The organism is Sphingomonas sp. Leaf21 (assembly GCF_916858675.1).
Classification (GTDB): domain Bacteria; phylum Pseudomonadota; class Alphaproteobacteria; order Sphingomonadales; family Sphingomonadaceae; genus Sphingomonas.
This window is the reverse complement of record NZ_CAKASM010000015.1, coordinates 28,833-44,450: the sequence shown is the minus strand read 5'-3', so window position 1 is coordinate 44,450 and position 15,618 is coordinate 28,833. Positions and strand designations below refer to the sequence as shown.

The 15,618-nt window shown below is 66.4% G+C and carries 9 protein-coding genes; 3 read left to right on the top strand and 6 right to left on the bottom strand.

Going from position 1 to position 15,618, the window contains the following annotated elements; genetic code table 11:
* Positions 1–82 precede the first annotated feature (82 nt).
* Complete coding sequence (locus LRP66_RS12345; protein ID WP_230482900.1) at positions 83–2,536, top strand: glycosyl hydrolase 115 family protein; 2,454 nt, start codon at positions 83–85, stop codon at positions 2,534–2,536.
* Between the two features lie 43 nt (positions 2,537–2,579).
* Here the strand turns inward: LRP66_RS12345 and LRP66_RS12340 are convergent, their stop codons facing one another.
* Together LRP66_RS12340 and LRP66_RS12335 are read right to left on the bottom strand one after the other, a co-directional pair.
* Positions 2,580–3,587, bottom strand: a complete 1,008-nt coding sequence (locus LRP66_RS12340; protein ID WP_230482899.1) for a cupin-like domain-containing protein — start codon at positions 3,585–3,587, stop codon at positions 2,580–2,582.
* On the bottom strand, positions 3,584–4,273 hold the full coding sequence (locus LRP66_RS12335) for a SapC family protein (protein WP_230482898.1): 690 nt from the start codon (positions 4,271–4,273) through the stop codon (positions 3,584–3,586). The genes LRP66_RS12340 and LRP66_RS12335 overlap by 4 nt, the downstream gene beginning before the upstream one ends.
* A gap of 238 nt (positions 4,274–4,511) precedes the next feature.
* Between LRP66_RS12335 and LRP66_RS12330 the strand changes: the two genes are divergently transcribed.
* Positions 4,512–7,529 carry a TonB-dependent receptor gene (locus tag LRP66_RS12330; protein WP_230482897.1) on the top strand — a complete coding sequence of 1,006 codons (3,018 nt, stop codon included), beginning with the start codon at positions 4,512–4,514 and terminating at the stop codon, positions 7,527–7,529.
* A gap of 69 nt (positions 7,530–7,598) precedes the next feature.
* Entirely contained in the window at positions 7,599–9,143 is a 1,545-nt protein-coding gene (locus LRP66_RS12325) for a tryptophan halogenase family protein (RefSeq protein ID WP_230482896.1), read from the top strand.
* A 25-nt stretch (positions 9,144–9,168) separates the two neighbouring features.
* Here LRP66_RS12325 and LRP66_RS12320 read toward each other — a convergent pair whose 3' ends face one another.
* The 4 genes from LRP66_RS12320 to LRP66_RS12305 form a co-directional block, all read right to left on the bottom strand.
* Positions 9,169–10,734 carry a glycoside hydrolase family 43 protein gene (locus LRP66_RS12320; RefSeq protein ID WP_230482895.1) on the bottom strand — a complete coding sequence of 522 codons (1,566 nt, stop codon included), beginning with the start codon at positions 10,732–10,734 and terminating at the stop codon, positions 9,169–9,171.
* Positions 10,734–12,422 carry a glycoside hydrolase family 43 protein gene (locus LRP66_RS12315; protein ID WP_230482894.1) on the bottom strand — a complete coding sequence of 563 codons (1,689 nt, stop codon included), beginning with the start codon at positions 12,420–12,422 and terminating at the stop codon, positions 10,734–10,736. Before LRP66_RS12315 ends, LRP66_RS12320 begins: the two co-directional genes overlap by 1 nt.
* Positions 12,419–13,555 (bottom strand): endo-1,4-beta-xylanase, encoded by a 1,137-nt coding sequence (locus tag LRP66_RS12310; RefSeq protein WP_230482893.1) that lies wholly within the window; start codon positions 13,553–13,555, stop codon positions 12,419–12,421. Before LRP66_RS12310 ends, LRP66_RS12315 begins: the two co-directional genes overlap by 4 nt.
* A gap of 93 nt (positions 13,556–13,648) precedes the next feature.
* Complete coding sequence (locus tag LRP66_RS12305; RefSeq protein WP_230482892.1) at positions 13,649–15,571, bottom strand: NPCBM/NEW2 domain-containing protein; 1,923 nt, start codon at positions 15,569–15,571, stop codon at positions 13,649–13,651.
* Positions 15,572–15,618: the final 47 nt, after the last annotated feature.

Genomic DNA, 15,618 nt, shown 5'->3' with positions numbered 1-15,618 from the left:
GCGGATGGTAGCGATAACGAAGCCATTGGCCAACGACAAAGCCGGGGCCGTCCGAAAGGCCACCGGGATAAGGAGAGAGACGATGCGCCACCTGTTGCTGTCCGTCGCGCTGACGGCGCTGTTGCCGGGTGTCGCCTGGGCCGCGCCGGATTGCGCGGGACCGGTCGCGGCGTGCGAGCGGGCGATGGCGGGAAGCCTGGCACTGCTGGCGCCGGGGCGGACCACGACGGTCGTGATCGACGCTGGCGACGAGCCGGGGGTGGGGCGCGCCGCGCGCGACGTGGTTGCGGACCTGAAGGCGGTGAGCGGCGGCGAGGTCCGGCTCGGCGACCAGACGACCGGCGGGGCCAGCGTTATCGCCGGGACGCTGGGGCACAGCGAATTGATCGATCGGCTGGTCAGGGCGGGCAAGCTCGACGTGACGGGGCTTGCGGGTCAATGGGAGGGCTATGTCGAGCAGATTGTCGACAACCCCGTGCCGGGCGTCGATCGCGCGCTGGTCATCGCCGGGTCCGACCGGCGGGGCACGATCTTCGGGCTGTACGACCTCAGCGCGAAGGCGGGGGTCAGCCCCTGGACGTGGTGGGCGGACGTGCCGGTGCAGCGGCACCCGACGCTGTACCTGACGGCGGGGCGTGTCGCCGATCACCCGGTGGTCAAATATCGCGGCATCTTCATCAATGACGAGGAACCGGCCTTCGGTGGCTGGGCACGCGCCAAATTCGGCGGGGTGAACCACCTCGCTTACGAGAAGGTCTTCTCGCTGCTGTTGCGGTCAAAGGCCAATTTCATCTGGCCCGCCATGTGGGGCAAATCGCTATGGGAAGACGACCCGGCGTCCGCACCGCTGGCGCAGGAGATGGGGGTGTTGCTCGGCACGTCGCACCACGAACCGATGCAGCGTGCCCAGGCCGACTGGAAGCGCGAGGGGCGCGGGCCATGGGACTATACGAAGAACGCCGAGGTGCTGCGTGCCTTCTGGCGCAAGGGGATCGAACGGCGCGGCAAGGCCGAGGATCCGGTGACGATCGGCATGCGCGGCGACGGCGACGAGCCGATGACCGAGGGCACCGCGACCGACCTGCTCGAGCGCATCGTCCGCGACCAGCGCGGTATCATCGCCGACGTGACCCGGCGCCCCGCCGCCGAGACGCCGCAAGTCTGGGCGCTCTACAAGGAAGTGCAGGACTATTACGACAAGGGGATGCGCGTTCCCGACGACGTGACCCTGTTGTTCGCCGACGACAATTGGGGCAATATTCGCCGCCTGCCCCCGCTGGGCGAGCATCGCGCGGGCGGGGCGGGGGTCTATTACCATTTCGACTATGTCGGCGGCCCGCGCAACTACAAGTGGCTGGATACGAACGCGATTCCCCGTGTCTGGCAACAGATGCGCATGGCCGACCAGTTCGGCGCGGACCGGCTGTGGATCGTCAATGTCGGCGACCTGAAGCCGATGGAATATCCGATCAGCTTCTTCCTCGACATGGCGTGGAACCCGGCGCGGATGGATCTGGCCGCGATGCAGGCCTATCCCGCGCGCTGGGCGACGCGGCAGTTCGGTCCGGCGCACGGTGCGGAGATCGGCGCGCTCTTGACCCGCTATGGCCACCTCGCCAGCCGACGCAAGCCCGAGCTGATCGATGCCACAACCTATGACCTGAAAGGCGGGGAATGGGCGCGGGTGCTGGGCGAATGGAATGCGCTCGACGCGGCGGCGCGGCGTGTGGGCGGACGGCTGCCCGCGAACCAGCGCGACGCCTATTACGAACTCGTGCTTCACCGGGTGGAGGCGATGACCAACCTGCATCGTCTGTATCAGGCGGTCGCCGCCAATCGTGCCGCCGCCCAGGCCGGGGATGGCGCGGCGGCCGGGCGCTTCGCCGCTGCCGCGCGGGGATTCTTTGCCGAGGATGCACGGATTCGCCGCCGCTACGAAGTGGAGACGGCGAACGGCAAGTGGACGAGCATGATGGCGCAGACGCATATCGGCTATACCGGCTGGCAGCAGCCCGGCAGCGATGTCATGCCCGCGCTGGCGAGCGTCGCGAAGTCGCTGCCATTGCCACCGTCGACCCCCGCGCCCCGGCTGCGGCTGGCGGCGGATGCGGGGCGCGCGGTCGACGGGCGGGGCATCCGGTGGCAGCGTGTGGACGGCTTCACGGCGGATGGGGCGGCGATGGTCGCCAACCCTTCGTCCGCACCGGTGATCGCACGGCCGGGCGGGGACAGTCCGCATATCGACTATAGCGTGAAATGGGATCGCGGCGGTCCGGCGACGCTGGGCGTGGTGGCGGCCCCCGGTCTCGACGTGCGCGGCGGCGGGAAGCACCGTATCGCGGTGTCGGTCGACGGCGCCGCGCCGGTGACGCTGAACCTGATGGCGGGGGAGACCGAGGCGAAGTGGGACCGCGCGGTGATCGAGAACCATCGCACTGCCACGACGCGATTGCCATCGCTTTCGCCCGGAACGCACCGGATCACGCTGTGGCTGGTCGATCCGGAGGTGGTCGTGGAGGGCCTTACGCTCGATTGAGGCTCGTTTCCTCGTCCTTCTGCGAGGGGCGGAGCAAGGGATATCAACTCCCGCGCAGCATCCGCATAGCGTGCGCGCGCAGGATGCCGCGATTCTCCGCGCTCGTCGCCAACACGCCGTGCCGATCCTCGGGCAGATGCGCGAGGGGGTGGCCGTCGGGGCGGAAGACATAGTGATCGAACCACGCGCGCCAGGCCGCGCGTTCCGCCTCGGGCCGGTCGGCGATCGCGCTCATCGCGAGCAGCAGCGTGGCGAAGGGCTGATCCGCTCCGACCGGAAAGGCATCCCACCAGTAATTGACGAGGATGTTGAGCGCGCCGCTCGCCTCGACCCGGTGCCACCAGAGCTTGGGCATGTAGAGCGCGTCGCCCGCCGCCAGTTCGATCTCGATCGCGCGGTCGCGCGCCCGTTCGAACCGGGGAAAGTTCGGGTCGTCCGGTTCGGCTTCGGCCGCAAGCGCCACCGGTTGCCCCGCCATGTTGTGGTCGATCGGTCCGACATACAGATCGCCGATCGCATCGGGCGGATAGAGGGTGAAACGACGCCGCCCCGCCACCACGCAGGCGAGATTGTCCATCATGTCATAGTGGCAGGCGACGGTCGACGCATGGCCGATCCAGATGCGCGGCGCCGCGCCCGGCGGGGCGAAGGCCAGCGGCAGTTCCTCCGCCAGTCCGGGCAGGACGAGCGGTATCGGGAGCGAGCCGATATAGAGCGTCTCATCCCCAGGCCGATCATCGACGATCCGCGCGACAGCCTGTGTCAACCGCATCGTCTCCCGGCGGAAATTGAAGCCCGACAGATCGTCGCTATAGGTGTAGCGGCCGGCGATCGCGGCATCGCCCACGAACGCCTCGACCACGCGCCCCGCATCGAATCGCGCGAGATATTCGCCGAGCGCCGACCCGCCCGCCGCGGCCACCCGCGCCAGCGGCCAGTCGCGAACCGCGCCCCTCAGCACGACCGGACGACAGGGGTCGACGACCAGGCGTCGGAACGCCTCCGGGCCATCGATCCGCGCGGCGTCGATCTCGACCGCCGCCCGGCTCACCGCGTCAGCCCGCTCAACCGGTCGTTGCGGCGACGCGCGAGGAAGGGGATATGCCGCACCGACCCGGTCAGCGCGTAGAGGAGCTGCATGTCCCCGGATCGGAACAGCGCCAGAACCGCGTCGTCGGGCAAGGCGTGCAGCGCGTCGAGGCTGATCGTGTAAAGCGAATCGAGGCGCAGGCTTTCGCCATTGTCGAACTCGAAATTCAGGTCGATCGGTTCGACCAGCTGGAGCGCTTCCACCCGCCGGATGAAGGCCTCGGTTTCCGGGAGCCCGACATGCAGGCGGCGCAGCGCAGCCTGTACGCGGCGAAGCGCGGGCGCGGCGCCGCCGTCCGATTCGAACACCGGGTCTCCCCGTCCCGTCGCCAGCGCGGGATGATCGGGATCGATCGCGATATTCTCGCCCGAGACGTAGAAGGCCTGCCGCTCCAGATCAGATGGGCGATAGCCCGCCAGCGAACCGTCCGCCGCCAGGCAGAGATTCTCGTCAGGCACCAGACCCATCAACGCACCCGGATACAGATCGCCCGTCTCCGGATGGCGGGCGAACAGGATCGGGTAATGGAGCGCGGCCGACAGGAATTCGTCGACGACGAGTTGCACGAAGTGACGGCTCGCATCGGGCGTGGTCGAGACGCGCAGCGTTCCGTGACGCGCACTGTCGAGCAATTCCATTTCGGCCATGGCGATTCGGTCCTTCTACATCCCCTCCGGCCACGACGAGTAGCGCGTCCCGGTGACGGGGCCCCGGTTTGTCCGTCTCCCGGAGCCCTGCGTCAAGCCGCGGACTATCGACTTCCGAACGCTCTGACAAATGACTTGTCTCATTTCCATTATAACGCTAACATCCGGCTATCGAATGTGCGGTACGGCAGGGACAATGCCGATCGGACAGGGACATAAGACCTAAGGAGAGGGGAAGATGGTGTCTCGCACTAGCTTTGTCGGCGCGCTCGTTTCGCGTCGTGGCCTGATGACCGGCGTATCGCCGCTCATGGCCCTGGCGCTGATCGCGCCGGGTACGGCCTTTGCCCAGACGGCGGCGCCGGGTGCCGTCCGGCCGGATACCCCGGTCCAGGCCAACACCACCACCGCCCAGGATGCCGGAACGCCGCAGGATCAGGCGACCGCCCCCAGCGCGCAGAACAATGCGCCGTCCCCCTCGGGCGAGGCCAGCGAGGGCGACATCATCGTCACCGGCCTGCGCAGCTCGCTCCAGCGCAACCTCGACATCAAGCGGACCGCGACCGGCGTCGTCGACGCGATTTCCGCCGAAGACATTGGCAAGTTTCCCGATTCCAACGTGGCGGCGTCGTTGCAGCGGCTGCCCGGCGTGTCGATCCAGCGCTCCGGCGCGCGTGGTGAGCCGACCGGCATCACCGTTCGCGGCTTTGGCGGCGACTTCAACACGACGCTATATGACGGTCGCCGCATCTCGACCGCGACCGGCGGCCGCCAGATCGACTTCAGCACCGTCGGCTCGGACTTCATCGGTCAGCTCAGCGTCCTGAAGACCCCCGACGTGACGCTGGCATCGAGCTCGATCGGCGCGACGATCGATATCCAGTTCCCCAAGCCCTTCGACCATCCCGGCTTCCGCGTCGCCACCAGTGCGTCGGGCTCGCTGCAGGACCGCGCGGGCAAGGTCGTCCCGACGCTCGGCGCGCTGGTCAGCGATACCTTCGCCAACGACACGCTGGGTATCCTGTCGAGCTTTATCTATACCCGCCGTGATACCGATACCAACCGCGTCTACGTGTCGGGTTGGCCGGGCGGCAACTTCGCGCCGTGCCAGTTGACCGGCAGCACCGCCGCGACCTGCGCTCCGACGACCAATACGAACGCGGATCCCAGCCAGCAGCGCACCCTGACCGGCTGGTTCCCGCAGCAATATGGCGCCGAGCAGCAGAGGACCACCGACGAACGCGTCGACGGCCGCGTCGCGCTGCAATGGCATCCGTCCAACAACCTGATGGTCACGCTGGACAACAACTTCTCGCGCCAGACGATTTCGACCGACATCTACGGCTTCGGCGTGTGGTTCAGCCAGGATTCGCTGCGCAACGTCAAGCAGGACGCCAATGGTACGGCGGTCAGCTTTACCCAGGCGGGGTCGCCGACCGACTTCACCTCGGCGATGAACAAGCAGATCCTGCAGACCAACCAGACCGGCCTGAACGTCAAGTGGGACGTCACCGAAAAGCTGACGGTCGAGGCGGATGGCGCCTATTCGAAGAGCTGGCTGAATCCGGGCGGCACGATCGGCAGCAGCAACGGCGACATCGGCTATGGCGGCGCGCTGGGCACCAATCTGGGCTTCAACGTCACCGCAGACAGCAACAAGGCGTTCCCGACGATCAGCAACTTCGGTCCCGCCGGTAACGGCGCGGCCTGGGCCGATCCGTCGGTCATCGGTTCGCACGTCACCGTGGTCCAGACCCAGAAGAACACCGACGAGCTGAAGCAATTCCGCGGCGTCGTCACCTGGAAGGAGGATGGCATCACCCTGAAGGCGGGCGGCCAGTATACCGACGATACCTTCAACCTGCTGAACCGCAGCACCTTCACCAACAATTTCTGGCAGGCCTATGCCGGTTATGGCGGCCCCTCGGGCCAGGGTTCGGGCGTATCGCCGCTGCCGTCGAGCCTGTATCAGGGGTCGATCAGCCTCAACAACTTCATCCCCGGTTTCCAGGGCAGCCTGCCGCCCTCGGTCCTGATCTACAGCCCGGCCGCCTATCAGGCCTATCTGACCAGCTTGGGCAATCCGCAGGCGCAGAACGTCCCCGGCTTCAACTATAATGGTGGCGTCAACGGCTTCACCGGCCAGTTCACCGAGGCGGTCGATCCGGGCAGCATCCTGTCGGTCAACGAAAAGACGCTGTCGCTGTTCTTCAGCGGCGCGATGGAAGGGCAGATCGGCAACATGCCGCTCCATGCCGCCTTCGGCGTGCGCACGGAGAATACGCGCCTGCTGTCGATCGGCCAGGGCCGCGCGCCCACGGTCATCACCCGCAGCGCCGCCGATCCGACGCTGCTGTCGATCGCCTTCACCGACGTTCAGCCGATCGCGAACCGCAGCAGCTACACCTATGTGCTGCCGTCGGTCGACCTGCGACTGGAAGTGACCGACAATCTGCAGCTTCGCTTCGACGCGTCGCGCACACTGACCCGGCCGGGTCTCAACCTGCTCAACCCCGTCGTCGGCATCGGCAACGGCCAGCGCGTCGGTGCGCTGTCGGGCAGCGGCGGCAACCCCAACCTGAAGCCCTATCTCGCGTCCAACTTCGACGTGGCGGCGGAATGGTATTACCAGCGCAACTCGTATCTGGCGGTCGACTTCTTCCTGAAGAACGTCAGCAACTTCATCGTCGGCGGCGTGACCAACCAGACGGTCGGCGGCGTGATCGATCCGACCACGGGCAACCCGGCGGTCTTCGCCATCACGGCGCAGGTCAACGGTCCCGACGCCACGGTGCGCGGCGTGGAAATCGCGTGGCAGCAGGTGTTCGGCGACAGCGGCTTCGGCTTCCAGGCCAACGGCACCTTCGTCAACACCAACAAGCCCTATGACCCGAAGATCGTCGGCCAGAGCGGCTTCGCGGTGACCGGCCTTGCGAACTCGGCGAACTTCGTCGGCTTCTATGACAAGAACGGCTTCCAGTTCCGCACCGCGCTCAACTGGCGTGACGAATATCTGGCGGGCTTCGGCCAGAACCAGAATACCGGTTCCTATGGCGCGGAGCCGACCTTCGTGAACCAGAGCTTCCAGATCGATCTGACCAGCAGCTACGACGTCACGAAGAACTTCTCGATCTTCGGCGAAGCGTTGAACATCAACAAGAACAAGCAGAGCACGCATGGCCGGTTCAAGAACCAGCTGCTCGACGTGTTCGATTACGGTCGGCGCTTTACCCTCGGCGCCCGCTATCGCTTCTGACGATAGCCACTGGTGGGGATGTCGGGCTTCGGCTTGACATCCCCGCCGTTTCTTGGACCTTCCGATACCATGGTTCAGCCCGTTCAGAATATCGTGATCGTCGGCGGCGGCACCGCTGGCTGGTTGACCGCGGGCGTCATCGCCGCGCGGCATCAGGGGCGGCGACCGCATGGCTTCACCGTCACGCTGGTCGAGTCCCCCAATGTCCCGATCATCGGCGTGGGCGAGGGGACCTGGCCGACGCTGCGCACGACGCTGCGCAAGATGGGCGTGTCGGAAACCGAATTCTTCCGCCAGTGCGACGCGTCGTTCAAACAGGGCGCGCGGTTCAATCGCTGGACCACCGGCGCGGCCGATGACGGCTATTACCATCCCCTGATGCTGCCGCAGAGCTTTGGGCAGGTGAACCTGGCGCCGCACTGGCTGGCGGCTGAGGGAGAAGCCAGTTTCTGCGATGCGGTCACGCCGCAGGGCCGGATCTGCGACGCAGGGCTTGCGCCCAAGACGATCGCGACGCCCGAATATGAGGCGCTGGCGAACTATGCCTATCATCTTGACGCGGGCAAGTTTGCCGACTTTCTTCGCCGCCATTGCACGGAGCAGCTCGGCGTCCGGCACATCCTCGCCGATGTCGAAGAGGTGCTGCTCACCGAGAACGGCGACATTCGCGCGGTCAGGACCGCGCAGGCGGGTGAGGTGGCGGGCGACCTGTTCGTCGACTGCACCGGCTTCCGCTCTCTGTTGCTGGGCGAGGCGATGGGGGTGTCGTTCAAGCCGCTGAACGACGTGCTGTTCTGCGACACGGCACTGGCCATCCAGGTGCCCTATGACGACCCCGATGCGCCGATCGCCTCACACACCATTTCGACCGCGCAGTCGTCGGGCTGGATCTGGGATATCGGCCTGCCGACGCGGCGCGGTGTCGGCCATGTCTTCTCCAGCAGCCATATCGGACGTGACGAGGCCGAGCGGGAACTTCGCGCCTATCTGGGCGACGCGGGCCGGGACCTGCCTGTCCGCGAGTTGAAGATCCGCGCCGGGCATCGGACGCGCTTCTGGGAACGCAACTGCGTCGCGGTCGGGCTGGCGGCGGGGTTCCTCGAGCCGCTCGAGGCGTCGGCCATCGTGCTGATCGAGCTGTCGGCCAAGCTGATCGCCGAGCAGATGCCCGCCTGTCGCGAGGTGATGGACACGGTCGCACGGCGGTTCAACGACACCACCCTTTATCGCTGGGGCCGGATCGTGGATTTCCTGAAGCTGCATTATTCGCTGACCCAGCGGACCGATACCGACTTCTGGCGCGACAATTGCCGTCCCGCGACGATGCCCGACCGGCTGCAGGAATTGATGACCCTGTGGCGTTTCCAGGCGCCGTGGATGCATGACGAGTTCGATCGGGTGGAGGAGGTCTTCCCCTCGGCCAGCTATCAATATGTCCTCTACGGCATGGGCCAGCGGACGGAGGTTACGCCGGGCAGCCTGGTCGCCGAAAGGATCGCGGCGGAGCGGGCGCGGCGGGAGAACGACGTGCAGACCGGGCGGCTGCTCGCCGGACTGCCGCGTCACCGTGACCTGATCCGCAAGATCGTCGAGCGGGGCTTGCCGACGATTTGAGGCGCGTTGGGGGCGTGGCCCCCGCTCAGCGCCCCGTCAGCGTGAAGCTGTCCACATCCATCCACCCGCCCCTGGCCCCCGGATTGTAGCAGAACAGAGCGAATTGCTGGCCCTGGAATGTCCCCGTCCGCCAGTCGAAGGCCAGCGGGAAATCCCCGCCCAGCGTCCGCCAGTCGCGGCCGTCCACGCTATAGGCCACGCTCGCCCTGTCGGTCCGAAAATCCATATCGGTACGCAGGAACAGGCGGTTGCCGCCAACCGGCTGCGCGTCGACGCGGATGTCGGTCTTCTGCGTGGTGCCCTTGTCCGCGGCGACGTCCTCGATCATCCGCATGGTCAGCGTCAGCCGCCCGTCGCGTCCACGGCCGACCGCGATGTGGCCGCTATACTTGCCGAACGTGCCGAAGCCGCACTGGTCACCCGCGACGATGTGCGAGGCGTCCAGCGCAACCACGCCGCGACCGAACGGGCCTTGCCCCTTCTGCAACAGCGTATTGCGCGCGCTCCATAGTGCCGGGGCCTGGGTAGCGCGGAGGCGGAGATAGCCCGGTCGCTGGGTCAGCGACCAGTGATCGGGCAGCGGGTTGTGGTTCCATTGCCATTGCAGCCCCAGCGCGGGCCTGGCGAAATCGTCGGAGGCGGGGAGGATGGCGACAGTCTGCCCCCCGATCGGCTTGGGCGCGGTGGCGGGCACGCGGCCGGGCGCGTCGGGCGTGCCCCAGACCGGCCAGCCGTCCTTCCAGAAGACCGGGCTGATATTGGTCATCCGCCCGATCGCGCCCGCATCGGTCATCACGAAGCCATAGTCGGTGCCGTCCGGCAGATCGACGATCGCGCCCTGATGGCCGCCGGTCTTGTCGTCGATCTGGTCGCGTGTCTCCCACGGTCCGAACAGGCTCCGGGCGCGCGACACCGTCATGCCGAGCCGCCGAGGAATGGCATTGAACATGTAGTAATAGTCGCCCCGCCGGACGATCTTGGACCCCTCGGCCCCCTTGTTGAAATAGACGACGCGCTTGTCGGTGACGGTGCGCAGGTCGCGGCTGAGGCTGAGCAGCGTGGTCGTGCCGTCCGACCCGACCGAGGTCATGACATAGGCGCTGCCGTCCTTGTCGATGAACAGGCCGGGGTCGAACGCCGCCTCGCTGAGTCGGTTCATCGCCCATGGACCGCGAATGTCGCGCGACCGATAGATGCGCGTCTTCTCGCCCACCGGTGTGACCGCGATGTAGAAGACGCCGTCGTGATAGCGAAGGCTGGGCGCGAAGATGCCCTTGCGATAGGCGCCGCCATTCTTCAGGTCATATTCGGGCAGACCCTCCAGCCGGTCGATGACATGGCCGACGAAGCGCCAGTTGACCAGATCGCGCGAGGTCATGATGGTCAGGCCGGGCACGTTGGCGAAGGTCGTCGTGATGAAGTAGAAATCCTGCCCGACCCGGATGATGTCGGGATCGGGATAATCGGCATAGAGTGGCGGATTGGCATAGGTGCCGTCGCCGCGATCCGACTGCCACACCTGCGCTGCCGCCACCGCGGACACGCCGCCGAGCGCCATCGCGATGACGCCGAGCGATAGGGCGCGGCGCATCACTTCACCTCGTAGACATAGGGGCCGATCACCGTGCCGACGAAGCCGCCCGCGCGTTCGGTGCTGAGGAAGCGGACGTCGAGGCCGGTCTTCAGCGTCATCGTCTTGCCACCGGCCTGGTAATCGAACGCCATCTCGCCGCCCCTGGCGTGGATGGTCAGCGTGACCGGGCCCTTGGCGCTGAAGGGAGCCGAGGCGACCAGCGTCTCCGCCGCCGTCTCGTCGCGCGTGTTCTTGCCCTCGCGCTTAAACAGCGCGATGCGCGGCTGTCCGTCGATCCGGGTCAGGCCGAAGAACAGATAGGCGTAGTCGTTCTGCATCGCGACCAGACCGGCGCGGGCACCGTCCTTGCCAGGGGCGTAGCGCAGCGTGGTCGAGACATCGGCGATCGCATGTTGTTGCCGCCGACCGACAAAGCCCGGTACGCCGCGTCGGTCGCCGAGCGGATCGCCGCCCTTCAGCGTCAACGCGCCGTTCGCCACCGTGTAGAAGGGCGCCTTGGGCGTCCGGACGCCGATCCACTGCATCGCCAGCTTCGTGCCGTCGAATTCGTCCGTATAGCCGAAGTCGCCGCTGGTCGGCAGCTTTGGCGGGCGAGAGGCGGGCAGGTTGGGCCTGGCGTGCGTCCAGGGGACGGTCTTGCCCTTGTCCAGGATGATCGGCCAGCCGTCCTTCCACGTCACCGGCAGCAGGAACGTCTCGCGACCGATATTATAGTAATCCTCGGCATAGGGCCGCGTCGCCAGAAAGGTCGCCCACCAGTCGCCATTTTGCGTCTGGACCAGTTCGGCATGGCCCGCCGCGCTGATCGGATGGGGACGCCTGGGGTCGAGGTCGCGCTGGGTCAGGATCGGATTGCCCGCGAACGGGACATAGGGGCCACGCAGCGACTTCGACCGGAGTACGACCTGCGAATGGTTGACGCTGGTCCCGCCCTCGGCGGCGGTCAGATAGTACCAGCCATCCTTCTTGAAGATGTGTGGCCCCTCGATCCAGACGGGGTTCTTGGATGGGTCGACGCCGCCGTCGATCAGCTGCGTGCTCTCGCCGACCATCTTGCCCGCGCGCCAGTCATATTCCTGCACCCAGATGGCACGATGCCCGTCATAGCGCGGCGGCTCGGCGGGGGCGCGGTTGTTGACGATATAGGCACGATCACCCTCCCAATAGATGGACGGATCGATCCCCTCGAAGGGCAGCCAGATCGGATCCGACCAGGGCCCCGCCGGGTTCTTGGCGGTGATGACGAAGTTGCCCCGGCACTCCACGCAGGTGTTGACGATGTAGAAGGTGCCGTCGTGATAGGTAATGTCGGGCGCGAACACCGCCTCCGACACCGAGCGGCCGGTGAAATCGAGCTGGCTCGGCCGGTCGATGGCATTGCCGATCTGGGTCCAGTGGACGAGGTCGGTCGAGTGGAAGATCGGCAGCCCCGGATAATGGGCGAAGGACGAATTGACGAGGTAATAGTCCTTGCCGACCCGCGTCACCGACGGATCGGGATAATAGCCGGAAATGATCGGGTTCAGATATTCCCCCGCCTTGGGGCGAACCTGTTCGATCGAGCGACCATCATAGGTGAAGCGATCGAACGTCGCGGTCTGCGCCGAGGCGGCCCCCGCGACCGAGAGGGCGAGTGCGAGTGCGGGGGCGAGCGCGGGGGCGCGGGCGGTCAGGGAGCGGATCATGCGATACCTTTTCGGACGGGGGCGGCGCGGAGCGCGTCGGCGATCGCGGTACGCAGCGGCTTGGGCTGGAGCGCGTCGTCATAGGGGAGGGGACGCTGCGGCAGGCGATCGGCGCGCGGGGCGAAACCGTTGAGCCAGCTATGCTTGTCCCACAGGCCCCAGCACAGCAATTGGTCGAGCTGCGGATAGGCGAGCATCAGGTCGAGATAGCCTTTGGCGACCGCCGCCACCTGGCTGTCACGCTGGGCGATGTCCCTGGGCATCTCGCGGTCGTTGATGTCGAATTCGGTGATCAGCAGGCGATAGCCCATGCCGGTGACCTCATCGAGGAAGCGTTTCCATTCGGCGTGCTGGCTCTTCGAATGGCTGCCGTCATTGCCGAGATGGCTCTGGATGCCGAGCGCGTCGACGGGGACGTTCTCCTTGCGGAACCGCTCGAGCAGGCGAAGCACGCCGGTCCGGTGGGTCTCGTTGCCGCTCTCCCACGACATATAGTCGTTATAGGTGCGCTGCGCGTGCGGCGCATGTTCGCGGGCGGCCTCATAGGCGATCTTGAAGACGTCGAAGCCTAGCGACTGGTCGAACACCGTGCCGCGGACCTGCCCGGTCTTGGGGTCGATCGTCTCGTTGACCACGTCCCAGCTATAGATCTGGTCGCCGAAATGCCCCGCGACCCGCGCGATATAGGCGCGCAGCCATTTCTCGGCCCCGGTGCTCCGGACCGTTTCGGCGAGCGCGGGGGAGATGTATTTGTCGTAATTCCACAGCAGCGTATGGCCGCGCAGCTTCATCCGGTTGGTACGCGCGAAGGCGGCGATCCGGTCGGCTGGCGCGAAGTTCAGATGCTCGGGATCGTTGCCCAGAACATAGACCTTCATCTCGTTCTCGGGGACCAGCACGCTGCATTCGCGCGTGACGATCGCGGCATAGGCCGGGTCGTTGATCGGCGAGCCGCGACCCGCATTGATCGCGGTGCCGAACACTATGCCCTTCTGCGCCGCCAGATCGCGCAGCGGCGTATCGGGCCCCGCAGCCCAAACAGCCGAAGGGAGCGCTCCCATCACGAGGCCGCCCGCCAGTCCGGCCAGTTGCTGACGACGAGTCAGCATCGGCCCCATATGCTTGGGTTTCATCACCCTCTCCCTTGTCCTTTGCGCGGACAGTCGCATGGTCGCCGTGAAACGGCAAGGTCATGCGATCATGCCATAAATCGGGCTGTCGACGGATCAGTCGAGCAGGCGGGCATCGCCCCATACGACCGGCAGCGGCGCATCGGGAGCGCTATCGCTCCGGGCGACGAGTTCGATCAGCTTGCGGCCGCGCACATCCGCGTCGATCGTCGCGGGCGCGTCGTTCGGTGCCATGGGGCGCGAGCGGGTGATGAGCTTGCCGTCGCCATACACCTCGAACACCACGCGTCCGGTTCGTGCGGTGGCGGAGTCGTCGACACCGATCGTGGCGGCGAAGCGGGCCTGTCCGGGATTGCGCACCTCCAGTCGCGAATTGGCCAGGACGCCAAGCCCGGTGTCATAGCCCTTGCCCGCCATGCGCAGCGGGCGTCCGAACGGAGTTCGGTCCGCCTGCGCACCGCCCCAGCCGCCATATTGCGGGAAGTCGCCCGGTCCCTTGCTGCCGCCCCAGGGGCTGAGTTCGTGATGGATGGTCGGATCGCCTTCGGGCGTGCGGACGCCGTCCGCGGCGGGGTTCACGTCGCCCGGCGTCTCGGACAGATAATGGCCGCGCGTCAGCCGATGCGCGCCCGACACCCGGTAGATCAGCGTCTGATGCGGCGCGAGCGACAGCTTGGTCTCTCCCGAGAAGCTGCTCTTCTGCCCGGTCCACAGATCGGTCAGGGCGAGCGGGCGGTCGGCGCGCATCTTCAGGTGGTCGGCGGTCAGCACGGGGCTCACCGGCGCGGCGGTCCGGTTGAGGATCGCCACGGCCTTGTCGCCATTGGCCAGCGTCTTGACGAAGATTTGCACGTCGTCGGAAAGATAGGCGGAGGTCGCCTGATGCCCCGCCGGATCCTGGTTGAGCGCGATGATCGCCCGGTTGCCGAGCAGCGCGATCTGTTCGGCATTGGCCTTGCGCAGGTCGAAGCCGATGAGCAGAGGCGCGTTCATCATCGCCCATAGCGCGAAGTGCGAGCGGGCCTCAATCATATGGTTCGCATCGAAATCGCCCGACCCGACGAACAGCATGTCCGGGTCGTTCCAGCTATGCGGATGGGCGTAGAGCGCGCGGTTCGCGCTGGTGTCGAAATTGGTGAGCATACGCGACCAATGCGCGGTGATGTCGTCGCTGGTGCGCGAGACGTTGCCGATCTGCTTGCCCCAGCTGCGGACGTCGGCCGAGCCCCACAGGCAGAGCGAGAAGATATAGTCGCCATCGGGGTTTTCCCGGCGAAGCGCGGTCGCAACCTGATCGTACAATGCCCGCACTGCCGGGATATCCGTCCGGGCGAGCGAGTTCATGTCGATCAAGGGGGCCAGTTCGCGGTAATCGCCCTTGCGGACGTGGTCGCTGTCCTTGCCCAGCCCGCGAATTCCGCAGCCGTCGACCTTGATATAGTCGAACCCCCATTCGCGGAAATACAGCGCGATATCCTGATCGATATGGCCGTAGAGCCCTACCTCGCGCTCGGCGATCGTTCCCTCGGGCTGGTTGGCGAAATTGGGGGTGTAGACCTGGCCGCAGCTATTCCGGCCGATGTCGGAATAGATGCCCGCCTTGAACCCCATGCCGTGGAGCCGGTCGGTCAGCGGGCGGAAGCTGGTCTGCTGGTTCGGCCCGGCGGCGGCGGATGGAAACTTGTCGGCCCGGATGACCAGGCGGCCATCGGGCTGGCGACGGCGAAGCCACCAGCCGTCATCGATGTTGATGTAGCGATAGCCCGCATCCCGCAGCCCCCGGTCGACGATGAGCTTGGCCGAGGCCATCAGCTTTTCCTCGTCGACATCGCTGTTGAACGCGTTCCAGCTGTTCCAGCCCATGGGTGGCAGGTTTGCCTGCCCCTGCTGGTTGGCGCTCCATCGGCCGGTCGGGGCGAGAGGGTCGGGGGCGGCGGTCTGCGACAGGGCGACCATGGGGGCGCCCAGTCCTATCAACGCCGCGCCGCTGGCCAACATCACTTTGATCGCACGTGGCATTCCGTCCCTCTCGATGCTTGTTTTCGGGTATCTTGTCCGACTAATCC

Bases quoted from the DNA above. Each gene is read 5' to 3' on its own strand.
- LRP66_RS12345 (WP_230482900.1), top strand. From the start codon at position 83: ATGCGCCACCTGTTGCTGTCCGTCGCGCTGACGGCGCTGTTGCCGGGT.
- LRP66_RS12335 (WP_230482898.1), bottom strand. From the start codon at position 4,273: ATGGCCGAAATGGAATTGCTCGACAGTGCGCGTCACGGAACGCTGCGC.
- LRP66_RS12330 (WP_230482897.1), top strand. From the start codon at position 4,512: ATGGTGTCTCGCACTAGCTTTGTCGGCGCGCTCGTTTCGCGTCGTGGC.
- LRP66_RS12325 (WP_230482896.1), top strand. From the start codon at position 7,599: ATGGTTCAGCCCGTTCAGAATATCGTGATCGTCGGCGGCGGCACCGCT.
- LRP66_RS12320 (WP_230482895.1), bottom strand. From the start codon at position 10,734: ATGCGCCGCGCCCTATCGCTCGGCGTCATCGCGATGGCGCTCGGCGGC.
- LRP66_RS12315 (WP_230482894.1), bottom strand. From the start codon at position 12,422: ATGATCCGCTCCCTGACCGCCCGCGCCCCCGCGCTCGCCCCCGCACTC.
- LRP66_RS12310 (WP_230482893.1), bottom strand. From the start codon at position 13,555: ATGAAACCCAAGCATATGGGGCCGATGCTGACTCGTCGTCAGCAACTG.
- LRP66_RS12305 (WP_230482892.1), bottom strand. From the start codon at position 15,571: ATGCCACGTGCGATCAAAGTGATGTTGGCCAGCGGCGCGGCGTTGATA.